The sequence below is a fragment of the Bacteroides sp. Marseille-P8574 genome (assembly GCF_902825465.1).
Lineage (GTDB): Bacteria > Bacteroidota > Bacteroidia > Bacteroidales > Bacteroidaceae > Bacteroides > Bacteroides uniformis.
Genome location: NZ_CADEBE010000001.1, coordinates 1,588,681 through 1,605,373, shown reverse-complemented (window position 1 = coordinate 1,605,373; position 16,693 = coordinate 1,588,681). Strand labels below are relative to the sequence as shown.

At 46.0% G+C, this 16,693-nt stretch carries 19 protein-coding genes; 11 read left to right on the top strand and 8 right to left on the bottom strand.

The genetic code is table 11. The features are described from left to right. The first annotated feature begins 12 nt into the window (after positions 1–12). The 7 genes from HUX74_RS07000 to HUX74_RS06970 are packed head-to-tail and all read left to right on the top strand — an operon-like array spanning position 13 to position 3,098. Positions 13–423 (top strand): PcfK-like family protein, encoded by a 411-nt coding sequence (locus HUX74_RS07000; protein ID WP_004320354.1) that lies wholly within the window; start codon positions 13–15, stop codon positions 421–423. Positions 424–425: 2 nt separating this feature from the next. Then, positions 426–1,757, top strand: coding sequence for a PcfJ domain-containing protein (locus tag HUX74_RS06995; protein WP_174646419.1), 1,332 nt, complete (start codon positions 426–428; stop codon positions 1,755–1,757). 24 nt (positions 1,758–1,781) lie between these two features. Beyond that, a complete protein-coding gene (locus tag HUX74_RS06990) occupies positions 1,782–2,039 on the top strand; it encodes a hypothetical protein (RefSeq protein ID WP_174646418.1) in 258 nt (85 codons plus the stop codon). Positions 2,040–2,059: 20 nt separating this feature from the next. Beyond that, complete coding sequence (locus tag HUX74_RS06985) at positions 2,060–2,263, top strand: hypothetical protein (protein WP_005642470.1); 204 nt, start codon at positions 2,060–2,062, stop codon at positions 2,261–2,263. Between the two features lie 5 nt (positions 2,264–2,268). Further along, positions 2,269–2,502 carry a DUF3873 domain-containing protein gene (locus HUX74_RS06980; RefSeq protein ID WP_174646417.1) on the top strand — a complete coding sequence of 78 codons (234 nt, stop codon included), beginning with the start codon at positions 2,269–2,271 and terminating at the stop codon, positions 2,500–2,502. Further along, positions 2,499–2,744 carry a hypothetical protein gene (locus HUX74_RS06975; protein WP_174646416.1) on the top strand — a complete coding sequence of 82 codons (246 nt, stop codon included), beginning with the start codon at positions 2,499–2,501 and terminating at the stop codon, positions 2,742–2,744. Before HUX74_RS06980 ends, HUX74_RS06975 begins: the two co-directional genes overlap by 4 nt. Positions 2,745–2,789: 45 nt before the next feature. Further along, positions 2,790–3,098 (top strand): hypothetical protein, encoded by a 309-nt coding sequence (locus HUX74_RS06970; protein ID WP_174646415.1) that lies wholly within the window; start codon positions 2,790–2,792, stop codon positions 3,096–3,098. Positions 3,099–3,329: 231 nt separating this feature from the next. On the opposite strand, the gene HUX74_RS20695 is transcribed toward HUX74_RS06970, so the two are convergent. Then, entirely contained in the window at positions 3,330–4,208 is an 879-nt protein-coding gene (locus HUX74_RS20695) for a helix-turn-helix domain-containing protein (protein ID WP_254592843.1), read from the bottom strand. Between the two features lie 190 nt (positions 4,209–4,398). Here HUX74_RS20695 and HUX74_RS06960 point away from each other — a divergent pair, with 190 nt between their 5' ends. Genes HUX74_RS06960 through HUX74_RS06945 form a run of 4 tightly spaced genes read left to right on the top strand, consistent with a single transcriptional unit; the run spans position 4,399 to position 11,235 of the window. Next, complete coding sequence (locus HUX74_RS06960; protein ID WP_174646414.1) at positions 4,399–5,532, top strand: efflux RND transporter periplasmic adaptor subunit; 1,134 nt, start codon at positions 4,399–4,401, stop codon at positions 5,530–5,532. After that, positions 5,529–8,669 carry an efflux RND transporter permease subunit gene (locus HUX74_RS06955; protein ID WP_174646413.1) on the top strand — a complete coding sequence of 1,047 codons (3,141 nt, stop codon included), beginning with the start codon at positions 5,529–5,531 and terminating at the stop codon, positions 8,667–8,669. Before HUX74_RS06960 ends, HUX74_RS06955 begins: the two co-directional genes overlap by 4 nt. Further along, complete coding sequence (locus HUX74_RS06950; RefSeq protein ID WP_174646412.1) at positions 8,666–10,036, top strand: efflux transporter outer membrane subunit; 1,371 nt, start codon at positions 8,666–8,668, stop codon at positions 10,034–10,036. Before HUX74_RS06955 ends, HUX74_RS06950 begins: the two co-directional genes overlap by 4 nt. Next, entirely contained in the window at positions 10,033–11,235 is a 1,203-nt protein-coding gene (locus HUX74_RS06945) for a multidrug effflux MFS transporter (protein WP_174646411.1), read from the top strand. The genes HUX74_RS06950 and HUX74_RS06945 overlap by 4 nt, the downstream gene beginning before the upstream one ends. Positions 11,236–11,492: 257 nt before the next feature. On the opposite strand, the gene HUX74_RS06940 is transcribed toward HUX74_RS06945, so the two are convergent. Genes HUX74_RS06940 through HUX74_RS06910 form a run of 7 tightly spaced genes read right to left on the bottom strand, consistent with a single transcriptional unit; the run spans position 11,493 to position 16,691 of the window. Further along, positions 11,493–12,020: a glycoside hydrolase family protein gene (locus HUX74_RS06940; RefSeq protein WP_174646410.1), complete on the bottom strand. Its 528-nt coding sequence runs from the start codon at positions 12,018–12,020 to the stop codon at positions 11,493–11,495. Further along, positions 12,017–12,520: a DUF3872 domain-containing protein gene (locus HUX74_RS06935; RefSeq protein WP_174646409.1), complete on the bottom strand. Its 504-nt coding sequence runs from the start codon at positions 12,518–12,520 to the stop codon at positions 12,017–12,019. Before HUX74_RS06935 ends, HUX74_RS06940 begins: the two co-directional genes overlap by 4 nt. Positions 12,521–12,522: 2 nt before the next feature. Further along, positions 12,523–13,413 carry a toprim domain-containing protein gene (locus HUX74_RS06930; RefSeq protein ID WP_174646408.1) on the bottom strand — a complete coding sequence of 297 codons (891 nt, stop codon included), beginning with the start codon at positions 13,411–13,413 and terminating at the stop codon, positions 12,523–12,525. A gap of 9 nt (positions 13,414–13,422) precedes the next feature. Next, positions 13,423–13,998, bottom strand: a complete 576-nt coding sequence (locus tag HUX74_RS06925) for a conjugal transfer protein TraO (protein WP_174646407.1) — start codon at positions 13,996–13,998, stop codon at positions 13,423–13,425. Between the two features lie 2 nt (positions 13,999–14,000). Then, positions 14,001–15,005, bottom strand: a complete 1,005-nt coding sequence (gene traN, locus HUX74_RS06920) for a conjugative transposon protein TraN (RefSeq protein WP_174646406.1) — start codon at positions 15,003–15,005, stop codon at positions 14,001–14,003. A gap of 47 nt (positions 15,006–15,052) precedes the next feature. Next, a complete protein-coding gene (traM, locus tag HUX74_RS06915; protein ID WP_174646405.1) occupies positions 15,053–16,396 on the bottom strand; it encodes a conjugative transposon protein TraM in 1,344 nt (447 codons plus the stop codon). Continuing rightward, entirely contained in the window at positions 16,365–16,691 is a 327-nt protein-coding gene (locus HUX74_RS06910; RefSeq protein WP_174646404.1) for a TraL conjugative transposon family protein, read from the bottom strand. The genes traM and HUX74_RS06910 overlap by 32 nt, the downstream gene beginning before the upstream one ends. Between the last annotated feature and the right edge of the window lie 2 nt (positions 16,692–16,693).

The following is a 16,693-nucleotide window of genomic DNA, read 5'->3' as shown; positions in this document are numbered from 1 at the left end:
AACGACAGCGATATGAAAGGAACTGACCATTTTAAGAAAACGATACTGATGTACTTGGAGCAACGTGCAGAGGAAGACCAACTCTTTGCCAAAAGTTTCAGCAACCCTGCCAAGAACATAGACGACTGCGTGACCTACATTCTGAACTATGTAAAGAACAGCGGTTGCAACGGCTTCACGGACGGAGAGATATTCGGGCAAGCCATCCACTACTATGAAGAAAACGAGATAGAGGTGGGCAAACCAATGAACTGCCAAGTGGCGGTGAACCATATTGTGGAACTCACGGCAGAGGAAAAGGCAGAAGCACGGCAGAAGGCTATCCAAAAATATCAAGAAGAGGAAGTCCGCAAGTTGCAGAACCGCAACAGACCGGCAGCGAAAAAAGAAACTATTGTACAACCCTCCCTATTTGACTTTTGATTATGAAACCCAAGACACGCATACAAAAAGAGGTGGCAAGACTTTCCACCAACCTTCGCCCCATATCCGCGACACAAATTGATTGGGCATACCGCCATTGTGTTGAACATATCGGCTACCGCACCAAGAAAGGGAACATCACCTGTTCTGACTGCGGTCACGAGTGGCACAGCAACAGCGGACTATGCGACAGCCTTGATGGTTGTACCTGCCCCCAATGCCGTGCAGAACTCAAAGTGCGAGACACCCGAAAGCGCACTCACAAGGAAACGCAGTATTTCAGCGTGATAACCACCTGCAAAGGCTATCAGTTAATCCGTGTGGCACAGGTCAGATGCGAGAGCAGGAAAGGCGAGCCGATGAAATTCTACTGCCACGAGGTTGTGCAGCGTTGGATTTCACCCAAAGGCATCATCACTGACATGGCTCTGCTTCGTGGCTTCGCTTTCTGCTATTGCGATGTATGGGCTTTGGATAGTAATATGGAGGTCAGACCACACAACAGCCTTTATGATGATGTGGTGGCATGGGGGAATGTGTACCCCAATATGAAGATATTGCCCCAACTCAGACGCAATGGTTTCAAGGGCGATTTTCACGGAATTTCCCCCGTGCGTCTTTTCAAGGCTTTGCTTTCAGACCCAAGAATTGAAACCCTTATGAAAGGCGGTGAGATTGAGGATATGAAATACTTTCTTTTCAATCCAATGATAGCCGATGAATGTTGGGTGTCATATCTGATTGCCAAACGTCATAAATATCAGATACACAACCTCTCCATGTGGTGCGACTATCTACGTATGCTCAAAAAACTCGGTCAAGACCTCCGTAACCCGAAGAACATTTGTCCCGAAGATTTCATGGTGGCACACGACAAGGCAACCCAAAAGATTGAAGCCATACATGAGAAGGAACGGATTGAGCGACAGCGCAGGTGGGAGATTGAAAAGCGTGAACGTGAGCAGCAGCGACAACTCCAACAAAAGAAAGATGCGGAGGATTTCATCGCCAACAAATCCAAATTCTTCGGATTGGTAATCACTGACGAGGAAATAATCGTCAAGGTGCTTGAAAGCATAGACGAGTATTACAACGAGGGCAAGACGCAGAACATCTGCGTGTTCGGCAGTGAATACTATAAGAAAGTCGACACCCTCATACTCTCGGCAAGGATTGGCGGTGAGATAATTGAAACCATTGAGGTGGACTTGCGCACCTTCAAAGTTGTGCAGTGTCACGGCAAGTACAACCAAGACACCGAATATCACGAGCGTATCATAGACCTTGTGAACAAGAACGCCAACCTTATCCGTGAACGGATGAAAGCGGCATAATATCAACCTATAATATTGAACAATATGGAAATAAGAATTGAAAGTATGGTTTGTCTTTGGGATGATACAATCCCAAAGATGTTCCTTGAATTTGTAAACCTTCTCACTCTTGCAACGAGTGAGGAGCAGTTAAGGCGAAGCGTAAAGGACTTTGCCGAGAAGCACGAACTTGACAAGTTCTTCCTTTACGGCTTCGGCTCACACCATTTCTATATGCACCAACGCTACACGAGCGACCCCGAAATGGTGATGCAGAACAGAGTGCTGTCAGTACATTTTTAACCTATAAACAGAATGGAATTATGACCAACGAAAGAGAAAAAAGAAACCGCTACTACAAGCATATTGTCAAAAGACATTTGAACGATATAAGGGAACATATCGGATTATCCACAAACGAAATGGAAAGGAGTTATTACAATACCCGTTATGCAGTCCAATTAAGTATCTATGCCGAAGCACTCGGCATACAAGAGAAGTATTTGGAAAGATTTATTCAAAAGTAAATGATATGAGTACACGAATGACCATCAATGGAGTGAGTACCTGCCAAACGGCAGGTACGGAAAAGTATGAAAGTTTCCAATTAGGTTACAGCAGGAAAAGACGCACCCTTGTGCAGTACGACTACCGTCATCACACGGACGGAGAACTTTTCTCTTGTGTGAAGCCCACATTGGGCGAGTGCCGAGCAGAAAGGGACAAGTGGCTTATGGCTAAAAGCAGAAAGGAGGACAAGAAATGAGCGTAATCTATCAGACTACGATTGTCAAGTTTGGCGAGCCTATCAAGGTATTGGACAGTATTTTCGAGGATGCCAAAGCGTGGGGAACGGACAGCCTAAAGGGATGGATAGACAACTATGAGAGCAGCAGGTTTACCGCCATTGACACCTACACGGCAGTCATAACAAGCGAGTACAATATGGAGTGTCTGTTGGAATGGTTGAAACGACATACACCCATTTCCGAGATAACCGAATGTTGAACAAGTTGGCGGTGTTCACACCGCCAACCATAAAGACTTGAAAACATGATAGCTAAGACCATTTGGAAGCAGATTGGTGGCAGACGCTTTGCCACTATGACGGGAAGCAAGGATTTCATTGATATGGGTAACGGCTTGCGCATGAGCCTTGCACGTAACAAGACGAGTGCCAACCGCCTTGACATTATCTACGATGCGGGAGCAGATTTATATAATATGCGTTTCTACCGCAAGACCTTCAGCAAAAAGACCTTTGAGTGCAGGAAAACGGACATAGCCACGCACGAAGGCGTATATTGTGATATGCTGGAAGAGGTATTCACTATGGTGACAGGACTTTACACGCATTTTTGAGTGGTGGGCGGCGAAAGCCGCCTACTTTCTTTCATGAGCATAGGGCGGAAAAGAAAGTAGCAAAGAAACCTTTGTCCCAATCTACGATGTCAGTCTTAAAAGCAAGTTTTATGGAAGCAATTTGGTAAAACCAAAAAATCATCTTGCAAAGGAGCGGTGGCATAAGCACAAACATGATTTCCAATAACCTCACAAATGAAAACTTCATGGCAGGAAACATATGATAACTGTCTAAGACAAATGAAGTTGACGATAAGCGACAGGTGATACCTGCATATGCTTTTTAAAGAATTTGCTGAAAGATGCCATATCTGCAAAATTTAGTTCTTCGGATATTTGCTGGATACTTATCTCATGATTATCCAACATGTCCAAAGCATGATGAATGATTTCTTTGCATATCATTTCGTGGGGTGTCTGTTTAAACGCTTCTTTCGTCAATCGAGTCAGGTGCTTGGTTGAAACACACAAGTTATCAGCATAGAATGCGACACCATGTTCTGTAATGGCATTTTCCCAAATCAATTTCATGAAATTCATTAACAAGATGTCTTTTTTGTTAATAATCAGCGTGTTTCCGGCAGTCATTGCATTAGCACGTGAAAACATGAGATTTCCTTCTTCCAACATGAAACTACGGAAGTAAGTCTGTACTAAATCATTTCGATAGTAATGTTGTAATGATTCCAAACTTTCTTTTAACAAGACCATTTGCTGTTGAATACGATGTGCTTCTTCCTCAGTAAGATGTAAGATAGGAAACTTTGTTCGTTCTAGAAAATAATTTTCCGGTCCTGGTCGAAAGAGTTTTAGAGAGTTACGCGCAAACTTATAATTGGGAAAAAGACAATAAGCATGCAGATCGTCACTGCAAGATTTAAAGTGGATGGGAACACCTTCGAGCACATCCATAAAATCATTTTCCTCCATATTATAAGAACGACTATCAATAGAGAGGTTTATTTTGCCACTACATACCAATATAAATACTCGACAGCCTTCAATGCTTTGGCTTATCAATTGTTTTAATTCTTGACCAACAATTAATAGTACCTGGTTGGATAACATCCGACTAGGAGAAAATCTGGGAAATAATTCTTGTAGATTCATACATCGGGAACTTTATAAATGCAAATTTAGTGTTTTTCAATCGTTTTAAAAGCTGGATAATGTTATAAAATCATTCAATTGCTAATTTTAGTTGATTATGTCTCAAATGGACAAATGCTGGCGTTATTTGAATAACAGCTCTGTTTTTAATCATTCCTAATTTTGACGCAAAATTTAATAATAGTATTATATGAAGGTAAGTAGATTTTTAGTATTAGGATTGTGTGCCTGCTGGTTGCAAAGTTGCCATCAAAAGGAGCAGGTACGTGGGAATCAGGTGAATTATCCCTTGCTGACCTTGAAACCGGAAACCAGAACTTTCTCGGTAAAGTATTCAGCTGTTGTAGAAGGCAAACAAGATGTTGAAGTTCGTCCCCAGGTGTCGGGTACGATTACACAAGTTTGCGTGGAAGAAGGGGCTAAGGTTCGAAAAGGACAAGTACTTTTTGTAATAGATCAAGTCCCTTATCAAGCAGCTTTGTTAAAAGCAGAAGCAGCTGTGGCTACGGCTGAAGCCAATGAAGCCACAGCCAAACAGACGCTGGAAGGCAAAGAACTTTTGTACCGTGACCGCGTGATTTCCGAATATGAGCTTCACACGGCCCGGAACAATTATAAAAGTGCAAAAGCTACCCTGATGCAGGCTCAGGCTGAGTTGAAGGATGCTGCCAATAATCTTTCCTATACCGAAGTAAAAAGCCCGGTGGACGGATATGCCGGGATGACTTCTTTCCGTATAGGGGCTTTGGTCAGTGCTTCTATGACAGAACCGCTTATTCGAGTCTCTGATAATTCTCAGATGTATGCTTATTTTTCATTATCTGAAAAGCAAGTGTTGTCTATGATGTCTCAATACAGCACATTGGATAGTCTGTTAGCTACATTCCCTCCGGTGTCACTGGAATTGAACGACCATTCCATTTATCCGCTACAGGGGAAAGTGGATGTCGTGAGTGGTATCATTGACAAGGTCACAGGAACAGTCAGCTTACGGGCTGTGTTTGATAATCCGGACAGGCGTATTTTAAGTGGAGGATCTGCCAATGTGGTCATACCCTATGAGCGTAAGCAATGCGTGGTTGTACCTCAAGAAGGTACTTACGATATTCAAAACCGTATTTTTGCTTATAAAGTTGTGGATGGCAAAGCTGTTTCCACTCCTATTCAAGTATATGAATTAAATAACGGATCCGAATATATCGTGGAAGAAGGTTTGAAGATCGGAGATGTGATTGTAGCAGAAGGAGCAGGTTTGTTAAAAGAAGGCACATTGGTACAATCACCAGTGGCTGATGAGTCGGAAAAGAAGGAGGAAAGCTTATGAAACTGCAACATTTTATTGACCGTCCCATTTTGTCCATGGTGATTTCTGTAGTCATTTTTGTGGCGGGATTAATCGGTCTATATGCTTTGTCTGTTGAACAGTATCCAGATATTGCACCGCCTACCATCCGGGTTTCTACCACCTATAGTGGTGCCAATGCCGAAGCGGTACAGAAAAGCGTAATTGTACCCTTGGAAGAAGCTATAAATGGAGTCGAAAATATGACCTACATGACTTCTACAGCCAGCAATACGGGCAGTGCGGAAATAACAGTTTATTTTAAGCAGGGAACTGACCCTGACATGGCTGCTGTCAACGTACAAAATAAAGTATCATCAGCTACTTCACTACTACCGGCTGAAGTTACCAAAGTAGGAGTAACCACCATGAAGCGGCAAAGTAGTATGTTGAAAATATTTGGCTTATACAGTCCGAAAGGGACGTATGATGAAAATTTTCTGACAAACTATCTGAACATAAACGTAAAGCCACAGATTCAACGCATTTCGGGGGTAGGTGAAGTAAATGTAATGGGAGGAGCTTATGCCATGCGTATTTGGTTAAAACCCGATATAATGGCCAGATATGAGTTGGTTCCCAGTGATGTTGAATCGGCTTTAGCCAGTCAAAACATAGAGGCTGCCGCAGGAGCTATTGGTGAAGATTCCCAAAATGTCTACCAATATACATTAAAATACCGGGGACGCCTGGAAACGGAAAAGGAGTTTGAAGAAATTGTCATAAAAGCTTATGCAGACGGGCGGGTACTGAAATTGAAGGATATAGCTACTGTAGAACTGGGTGCGCAAAGTTACTCCTATTCGGGAACAGTCAATGGGTGTCCGGGAAGTACCTGTATGATTAATCAGATGGCAGGAACCAACGCCAATGAGATCATTACAGAAATTGACCGTTACTTGGAGGAGTTGAAAGAATCACTGCCTGAAGATGTGGAAGTTGTGGAACTCATGAGTACTAAAAACTTTTTGGATGCTTCTATTCATGAAGTTATCAAAACGCTGATTGAGGCCATTATTTTGGTAGTGTTGGTGGTGTATATATTCTTGCAGAACCCTCGTTCCACCCTGATTCCTACCATCAGCATTTTTGTATCATTGATTGGTACATTTGCTGTATTGTATGTGGCTGGTTTCAGTATTAACTTGCTGACTCTCTTTGCCTTGGTGTTGGCTATTGGTACCATTGTGGATGATGCTATCATTGTAGTGGAAGCGGTTCAGGTTCGCTTTGACGAAGGATACCGTTCACCTTATCAGGCCACTGTCAATGCTATGGGAGGTATTTCATCGGCTATTGTTACCTCCACCCTGGTATTTATGGCTGTGTTTGTCCCTGTCTCATTTATGGGCGGTACTTCGGGAATATTTTATACCCAATTTGGTATCACGATGGCTGTTGCAGTGGGTATTTCCGCCGTCAATGCCCTGACCCTTTCCCCTGCCCTTTGCGCCTTAATCCTACGACCCAATGAAATGCTTATAGAAGGACGTAAACCAGAGTTTTCCACTCGTTTCCGGCTGGCTTTTGACAGTGCCTTCCGTCGCATCGTATTAAAATATAAAATTGGAGCTAAATATTTCATTAAACGTAAATGGCAGGCATGGGGAGTTTTGGTTGCTTCAGTACTTTTGCTGGTTTATTTGATGGGAACCACTAAAACCGGTCTGGTTCCATCTGAAGATACAGGTTCTATTTTCATTAGCATGGATGCTCCGGCTGGCAGTTCACTTTCGGAAACACTGAGCATTATGAATGAAATAGAAGAAGAATTGAAAGAAATACCTCACATCGACAGCTTCAATAAAGTGGCAGGTTTTGGTATGGGTTCAGGCAGTGGAGCCTCTCATGGCATGTTCATTATAAAATTAAAACATTGGGATGAGCGGAAGACGGAAGCAGGGAGTGTGGATGCCATTTCTGCCGAAATCTATCGCCGTACAGCTCACGTAAAGAATGCGAAGATTTTTATATTTTCTCCGCCTATGATTTCCGGATATGGTACAGGAAACAGTTTTGAATTATATCTGCAAGACCGTTCCGGAAAAGGTATTGAGGCTTTAAGTGAAGTGGCCAATCGATTTTTAGAAGTCTTGAACCAGCGTCCTGAAGTGCAAATGGCCTACACTTCCTTCAGTGCTGATTTCCCCCAGTACCGAGTGGATGTAGACGAGGCGCAGTGTCAACGTGCCGGTACAACTACCGAAGAAGTACTGTCTGTATTGTCTGGCTATATGGGAAGCGTGTATGCCTCCAACTTCAACCGTTTTACCAAATTGTATAGAGTTATCTTGCAGGCTCCTTCAGACAGCCGGAATAGTATCCAGTCTTTGGATAATATTTATGTCAAGACTTCAGGGGGCATGGCACCAGTCAGCCAGTTTGTTACATTGACAAAAACTTACGGTTCTGAATCACTGACACGTTTCAACATGTTTTCTTCCATCAATATACAAGGAATGCCTGCAACCGGTTACAGTTCGGGTGATGTAATCCGGGCTGTTAATGAAGTGGCGGCTCAAACCTTGCCTACAGGCTACGGCTATGAGTTTTCGGGTATGACACGCGAAGAAAAACAGATGAGTGATTCGCATGACACCGTTATTATCTATGGAGTCTGTATATTGTTCATTTATTTGATTCTTTGTGCTCTTTATGAGAGTCTTTTTATCCCGATGGCTGTAATTCTTTCAGTACCATTTGGCTTGATGGGAAGTTTCCTATTTGCCCGATTATGGGGTGTCGAAAATAATATCTACCTACAAACCGGTTTGATTATGCTGATTGGATTGCTTTCTAAAACAGCCATTCTTCTGACAGAATATGCATCCGAACGAAGAAAAGAAGGCATGTCACTTACACAAGCTGCGGTATCAGCTGCTGGAGTGCGCCTCCGACCCATTCTGATGACAGCGCTTACCATGATATTCGGTCTGCTTCCACTGATGTTTGCATCTGGAGTTGGTGCCAATGGAAACACGTCATTAGGTGTAGGAACAGTTGGTGGAATGCTGATAGGCACTATCGCTTTATTATTTGTTACGCCTGTATTTTTCATCACATTTCAGTATTTGGAAGAGCGGGTAATGGGTAAACGAAAAGAAGATAAAATTTTATGAAAAGAATAGGATATTGTTTGGCATGTGTGACTTTATTGAGCAGTTGTCACATTTATCAGAATTATAAACGTCCGGAAGGATTGCCTGTTGACAGCCTTTATCGTGACTCAATAGAAATAACATCCAATGATTCAGTTACGTTGGGTGATATATCCTGGCAAGATTTATTTCAGGATGAGCAGTTGCAGTTGTGGATAGAATATGGTTTACAACACAATACAGACATACAAATAGCTATGCTTCGCACGGAACAGGCCAAAGCACAGCTTATGTCGGCTCGTCTTGCATTTCTTCCGTCATTGTCCTTATCTCCTCAAGGGACACTGACCAGCACTGATGGAGGAAAAACTGTAAAATCGTATGAATTGCCAGTTCAGGCAAGTTGGGAAATTGATTTGTTTGGAAATCTGAGAAATGCCAAGAAGGGCAGCCATACCTCTTTGCTGCAACAGCAAGCTTACCAGCAGGCAGTTCGTTCTGAGTTGATAGCTAACATAGCCAATGGGTATTACACTTTATTGCTATTGGATGAGCAAATAACTTTAAGTCAGAAAACTTTAGAAGTTTGGAAAGAACAAGTGAGACTGATGGAAGCGAAATGGAAAATAGGTGAGGAAACGGAAAATGCCGTAACACAAGCTCGTGCCAGTTTATATGAATTGGAAGCTACACATAATGATTTGTTGCGTCAGCAGCGAGAGGCAGAAAACAGCCTATGTACGCTTTTGGGAAAGACATCCCAAACCATCAAGCGTTCAAGTTTATCAGCCCAAGAGTTTCCGCAACATTATAATATAGGTATTCCCTTGCGGCTGCTTTCGAAACGTCCTGATGTAGTACAGGCTGAAATGGTTTTAGCCAGTGCTTATTACAATACCAATCAGGCACGATCGGCATTTTATCCCAATCTGACATTGAGTGGTGAAGCCGGGTGGACCAATTCGTTGGGACAGGTTATCGCAAATCCGAGTGGCTGGATTCTATCAGCATTGGGTAGTTTAACCCAGCCTCTTTTCAATCGGGGTAAGTTAGTTTCCAACTTACGGGTTTCCAAATCAGAAGAACAGATAGCTTTATTGTCTTATAAGCAAACTTTATTGGATGCAGGAGAGGAAGTGAACAATGCGCTCTATGCGGTAGAGTCAGCCGGTCGTATGTGGAAATTCCATAGTCAGCAATGCAAGGAACTGGAGCGTTCTGTGGAGACATCCGAATCGTTGTATCAGACAGGAAATGCTACTTATCTGGAATTGCTGACTGCCCGGCAGTCTCTGTTGACTGCCCGTTTAAGCATGGCTACGGATAAGTTTACTCAGTTACAATCTGTCATAACTCTTTATCATGCTTTAGGAGGAGGTACTTTATGAATCTGGTAAATCATAGCATAGGTGTGCGGAATTTTAAGAACACCTTATTTGTTACGTTTTTATTAGGAATGCTAACAGCTTTTGGCCCCTTTGTAACAGATATGTATTTGTCTGCTCTGCCTGCCATGATGGAATCATTTGATACGTCAGCCTCCATGGTACAGCTCAGTTTGACATGTTGTATGGTCGGATTAGGATTAGGACAACTGGCATTCGGTCCGTTAAGTGATCGTTATGGGCGTAAACCTTTATTAGTAGGTACGATACTATTTTATATTCTATCTACCTTATTCTGTTTGTATTCCGATACAATTTGCTTATTCGTATTATGCAGATTGTTTCAGGGTATGGCGGCTTCGGGAAGCATTGTCATTGCACGTTCAATCGCTACCGATCTCTACGATGGACATCAACTGGCGAAGATGCTGGCTGTTGTGGGTTCTATTAACGGTTTTGCACCTGTACTGGCACCTGTTATTGGTGGTATGATGGTGAAGACAACGGGTTGGGAAGGCATATTTGCTGTATTGCTTGGCATAGGTGTAGTTCTATTAATCGCTGTATGTTTTTTCCGAGAATCATTGCCCGTGGAAAGGCGTCTTCAGTCTACTTTCCTTCATACTATTTCTGACTATAAACCTTTACTGAAGAATCGTTCTTACATGGGCTATATGTTGCAGCTTGGGTTTGCCCAAGCTGCAATCTTTACTAATATAGCTTCAGCCCCTTTTATAATGCAGCAATATTTCGGTTTCCCCCCTGAACAATTCAGCCTCTGTTTCGGAATGAATGCAGTTGCAATTGTTGTGTCAGCATCTGTTGGTGCAAAATTCAAGCAAATAGAGAAAGGAACAATGTGGGGTTGTTATGGATTGTTGTTATTTGCAGTTTCAGAAGCAATTGCTCTAATCTACGGATGTAATTTTTGGATATATGAACTTCTACTTATAGGCATTCTGTTGTCTTTAGGCCTATGTTTCACTTGTTCAACAGCCTTATCTATGGAATTTGGTCGCCAACATTCAGGTAGTGCCTCTGCATTGCTTGGAGCTGTTTCTTTTGCATTAGGCGGTTTAGTTTCACCATTAACAGGAATAGGAAACACTTGTTATTCTACTGGAATTCTATTTGTAATTTGTGCTGTAGGTTCGCTCTTATCACGTAAGTATGCTATAAAGAAAAATAGTATTAGATGTTAAATATTGAAATTAAAAGTAAAATTAAAAAACACACTATCGGCTTCTTACCGAAAACTGACAACGCGTTTATGCAATAGATAACAAAAATCTCAAAAAGATTTGCTTGTCAGCGTGAATGCTGTAATGTTAGGAGTTCATTCTTATATTATGCGAAAAAACAATCTTGCAGGAACGGTATTTTTACAAGGAGAAAAATCCGATGAAGCCATCAACTTCATCGGATTTTTTTTGGTCAGATGTCTGACATATACTGATATTTATGGAACATGCAGCAACGTAAACTCCGCCTTCCTCCGTTTGAGCAGCAGGGTGTGGCGTTTCCCCTTGTAGTTGCAGAAAGCGATATACTCGCGGTAGATGTTCCTGTCGCCAGCTTCCAACTTCCTAACCAGTGTGCTTTTGGGTATGTTGCGGTTTCCCAACAGACGGTACGGACCGACATTGTAGGCAAGTGTGGCAAGGAGCAGGCTGTCCTTTCCGAACTGACGGAACATTGAGCAGAACTTCCGCAAGTCTTTTCGGAGCAACACCTCTGCTTCCCGTTTGGTCATTGTGCGTGCCGACAACTTTTCACCTGGCAGGAGCTTGTGTCCATAACCCACATACGGGTAATGCTTTTCTGAATGCCAGCCCTCAAAATATTTCGTGCAGCGTACCGCCCGCTCAAAAGGCAGAAGGCGGTAGATAGCCGCCTGTCTGTCCGTTCCCTTTGTGCGGTTGATCTGGGCAGGCACAGAACAGACCACCCAAAGCGAACAGAAGAAAACCATGAATATTCTCATCATCTTGACAAGGGCTTATATTTGCCGGCAGAAACAACGGTCTGGATGCCGTCTTCCACATTCCGGTTGTTAAAATCAAATTCCAGCTCAAAGGTGTTTCCGAAATTATCTTCCACCACCACGATAAAATTGTGCGCCTCTTCGCCCGCAGCCGTATAGTATAGGCGGAATTTATCGTTTTCGAGCAGGTAACGGTCATTGGGCAGGAATGCGATGCCGTTATCCATTTTCAGGGAGCCTTCCCCCTCAAACTGGAAATAGCGGATGGTGTAGAGTGTATTCGCAAAATCGCCCGTCTTTTTCAGTTCACAGCGGATTTCCACCGTTTGTCCCTTTGTAACCTTTTTAGGTACGGGCATCGTCTCCACCGTGAAGGGATAGGATTGCTGGATGTCCATGTCATCATCGCACGATACGAATGTGAATGACATGGCGGCGAACAGGCAAAGTGCCAACGTCTTGAAAAATGATGTTCTCTTGTTCTTGTTGTTCGGTATATTCATTGTCATTTGATTTTTAGATGTTTGATATTCTGTTTTTTCGTTGTCCGTTGCAGGTGCTCGTTCAAGTCCTTGCAACCGTCATAGAGAGCGGAGCGGTCTGCGACACGCCCGCCATACCGTTCTTTCAGGGTTTCAAGCGTCCTTCGTCCCGCATCGTCACGGTCAAGGAAACAGCCGATGCGCCCGTAACCGTCCAGATACCTCAGCGCCTTCTTCACGTTGGCGACCGAGTTCAGTACAAGGTGGTCGCACCTTTCGCCTATGCCGAGCGTGACAGCGGAAAGGAAGTCCATAAATCCCTCGTACACGCAGCAGGCGTCAGTGCCGGCGGCTTCCGTCCTTATCAGCGACACATCCTTCGGCGGCACGCAACCCTTGAAATGGCGGCTGCGGATTTCATAACCGCCCGCCACATTGGGGAAACCGACTGCAAAATACCTTTTCCCGTGCACACCATAGTTCAGGCGGCAGCAGTGACGCGATGCGACAGCGTAAGGGATACCCCTCTCTTTCAGATATTCCGTCAGCGGAGAGAGGAGAAGCCGGGCGGCTTCCACTTCCTCAAAGACCGGCTCCGGGGGCTTCGGTTCAAAAGCCGGCAATGCCGTTAGCGGCATATGGGCGGCTTCCGATATGAACCTCGCCTGCACCATGAAATCACCGCTTCGGACAAACTCCCCGGCAAGCGTGAATATGTCGCCGCCCTTGCCCAAGCCGAAGTCGTACCAGAGCTGTTTCGCCACGTTCACACGGAACGAGGCTGTGCGCTCGTTGCGGTACGGCGCACGATACCACAGCTCGTTTCCGCTTCTTCGGACAGGCTCATGCCCCAACCGTGCGAGGAAGTCCGCAAGGGGTATCCGCTTCATGTTTTCAATGTCCGTCCGTTCCATACACGCCTTTCAGTTGATGATGAACTTTATGCCCACACCCCATTGGCAGTGCAGCTTCTTCGTGTCGCCACCCCACAGCAGGCGTTCCCTGAGATTGGCGAGCAGGGCGATACGATCTGCCACATAAAACTCCACATCAAGCGTCAGCGCACTCCCGTAGATGAAAGCGTCCCGGTCGTGCAGTGTGGCTCCGTCATACAGCATCTTCTTCCCCCAATTCACCGACTCATATCCGGCGAGAGCCGAAATACCCCCATAGACAAAAATGATTTTTCGGGCATCCGTCAGCAGTTTGAAGAAGTAGCCGCCCTCTGCCGTGAACTGCGCCACAGGTATGGCGGTGTCCTTGTACGGGGTGTTCTTCAAGAGATATTCGCCGCCGAACACCCACTTGTTTCCTCTTTTCGTATAGGTGGATAAAGCCGCCCCGAAACTGTACCCTCCGTCATTGCCGCCGGGCTTGAAGCCGTCCGTCATGTTCGCCCTGACTTCGATACCCTGCATTTTCGGCAGGCATCGTTGGGCGTGCGCCTGCCCCGTGAAAAGGGCAAGCGACGCGATGATGATTGCGATGTACTTTCTCATGGTCAGCGCACTTGAAGTTCGTCAATCGTGTTGGCACGCACCAGATCCTCGTTCTCAATCACGAAGGACTGGTGGCGACCGCCGTTCTTCTCGCTCAGTTCCACCACGAGGCACTTGTCATCGGGAATGGTGAACTTCGCCATTGTGAAGACCGTACGCTCGCTTTTTTTGCCCGGCACACAGGTGGCGTAGTTCTGCGCACGGAGCGGCAGGATTATCTGCTCCTGCACGGCGGTACGCTTCGCCACCTTCTTGTCCACGATTTTCCACGTGATGTAGTCCACATCGAAAGGCACGTTGCTTTGGTTTTTGATTTCCGTGTGGAAATAGAGAAGACCGTTGTGCGTGTAGATGCCTTTCAGCAGGTACTGGATGCCGAAACGCTTGCTGCCGATGTGCTTCACCTCACGCTTGTTCTGCTTGTGTATGGACTTCATGATAAGGCGCACCAGCATCGGGCTTTCGCTGCCCAGCTCCTTCAGGTAGATTTCCTGCGCGTTGTTCGGACGGTTCACCGATTCCCCGTCGTGGATGAAGTCGCACATCTCCACGTTGAGCAGCAGCGGTTCGGCGGCGTACTTCACGTTGAACGTGTAGAAACTTCCGTCCTCCGTGATTACTGACATGTTGGTCTCGTTCGGGAAGTTTCTCACGGTAGCCTTCACACGGATCACGTTCTCCGCTCCGTCCGCTTTTCCGGCTATCAGGTCGGGCGAGCCCAAATCCACATAGCGCACCTCTGCCGGAAAGATGATATGCACGGTCTTGTCGTAGGTCACTTCCAGACCGTGAGGGGGTATCATGCGGTCAAAAGTCAGTTTCTTCGTCAGACCGTGATACAGGTCGCCGTCCGCCTCCTTCTGCGGATAGACCTCCTTGGTCAATACCGGCTGTGCGTCCGTCTGTTGCTTACTTCCGTTGTTCTCTTCAGCAACGGTTGCATTTTCCTGCGCATGGGCAGTTACGATGCCCATAGCGAGGGCAAACATCATGATTGTTTTTCTCATATTACTTTGGATTTAGTGGTAAATAAAATAGGATTTATTGTTGTTTTTTAATTCGTTTCCTGATAGAGCATGACCCTGTACCCGGATTTCAGATGCACTTTCACGGTACGCATCTTCTTGGATATGTATTGGCTTGTGCCCTGTATCAGCCCCTTGCCCAAATCAGAGGCAAGCTGCGCCCCGGCATTGGTGGAGATGTTGATGCTGCTGCCGAGCGAACTGCCCATATTGGCGGCGACCTCTTTGACAGCGTTCAGTTCCAGCGAGTTCGGGATGAAGATGCCGGGCTGTCCGTCCGTGTCATAGACTGCCAGCTCTATCGGGATGATGCTGCCGTCATGTTCCAGCGAACTGATTCCGATTTCGAGCCGTTCCCCCTGTATCTTGGCAGTGCCGACCACCACCGCATTACGGGGAATGATTTTATCCGCTATCGCCATCGGCTCCAGCAGCCGCAATCTGACAGCCTGCCCGTCCGTCACGCTCTGCGCCCCATAGACGCAAGCCGACAAGGTGTTCTTGTCCGATATGGCTGTTCCGCCCACCGCTGTATTAAAGCCCCGGTTACGCTCCTGCGGGCAGGTAGCGGCAACCTCCGCATTGCCCGCAGGCTGTGCGAGCGAGGATACCACCTGACGTTCCACCTGCCTGACGGGTTCCGCCTTGTTCTTCCCTGCTTTCTGAACGGAAGAGGGCTTTGCCGTCTGTGTGCCGTTTTGTCCGCCCATGTATTTCGCTGCCAGTTCATAGGACTTCTCCATCAGTGCCACCTGCTCGTCCATTGTGGAAGCTTTTTCCTTTTCACTTTCCAGTTCCGACTCCAGCAGGGATATACGCTCCATCAGTTTCTCCATCTCCGCATCGTTCCGTGCGGGTTCTTCATAGAAGTTGCCGAGTGTGGCATTCAGGTTGCGGTAGGCGGCTGCGGAAGACCGGATGGTCTGTGTGGCAGACCCGTCTTCCTTTCCTTCGGGAGTGGAGAGGTCGAAGCCGCCGCCATTCCCTGTATCTCCCGTTTCACGGTCGAACATGTCGCCCAGCTGCCGCACGGCATGGTCCCTTTCCTCCAGCCGTTCCTCCATCGCCGCCTGCTCGTAGGCTTTCAGTTTGTCGCCGATTATCTGGCGGTCTGCCTTGTCCGCATCCGGCATCTCGGTGTTGTAACCTACCGTTCCCGGTTTCTGCTCCGTTTCGGAGGACGGGGCGAATATCAGCCACATCACCCCGATGAACACCAGCACCATGACGGGCAGCACGATCATTTTCTGACGTTGCAGCCTCTGTGCTTCGGTCAGCGGTTTACGCTCCTTTTTCGGTTTTCCCTTGTTATCGGGCATAGCCGTGTTTCCGGTATTGCCCTCAATCCTTGTTTCGTTCTTTGTCTGTTCCATACATATTATAACAAGGTGTAAAACTATTGTTCTTGTCAGGCTTCACGGACAGCTCCACCTGCCCGGCATGGTCTATCCTCATCCGTCCGCCGTCATTCCTGCCGATGTCATGGACGGCTTTGCCGAAGGTGTGGAGGGCAAGCGTGGCGAAAATGGCAAACATGACCAGCACGATGCGTCTGCGTGTCTTCGGTGGCAAGCCGTCCAGATAGCCTTTGAGCCTTGCCACCCACATTTTCTTCTTGTTGTGGAGTTTCCGGTATGCGCCCCACTGTGATTTTCCGGTTCCTTTCATGT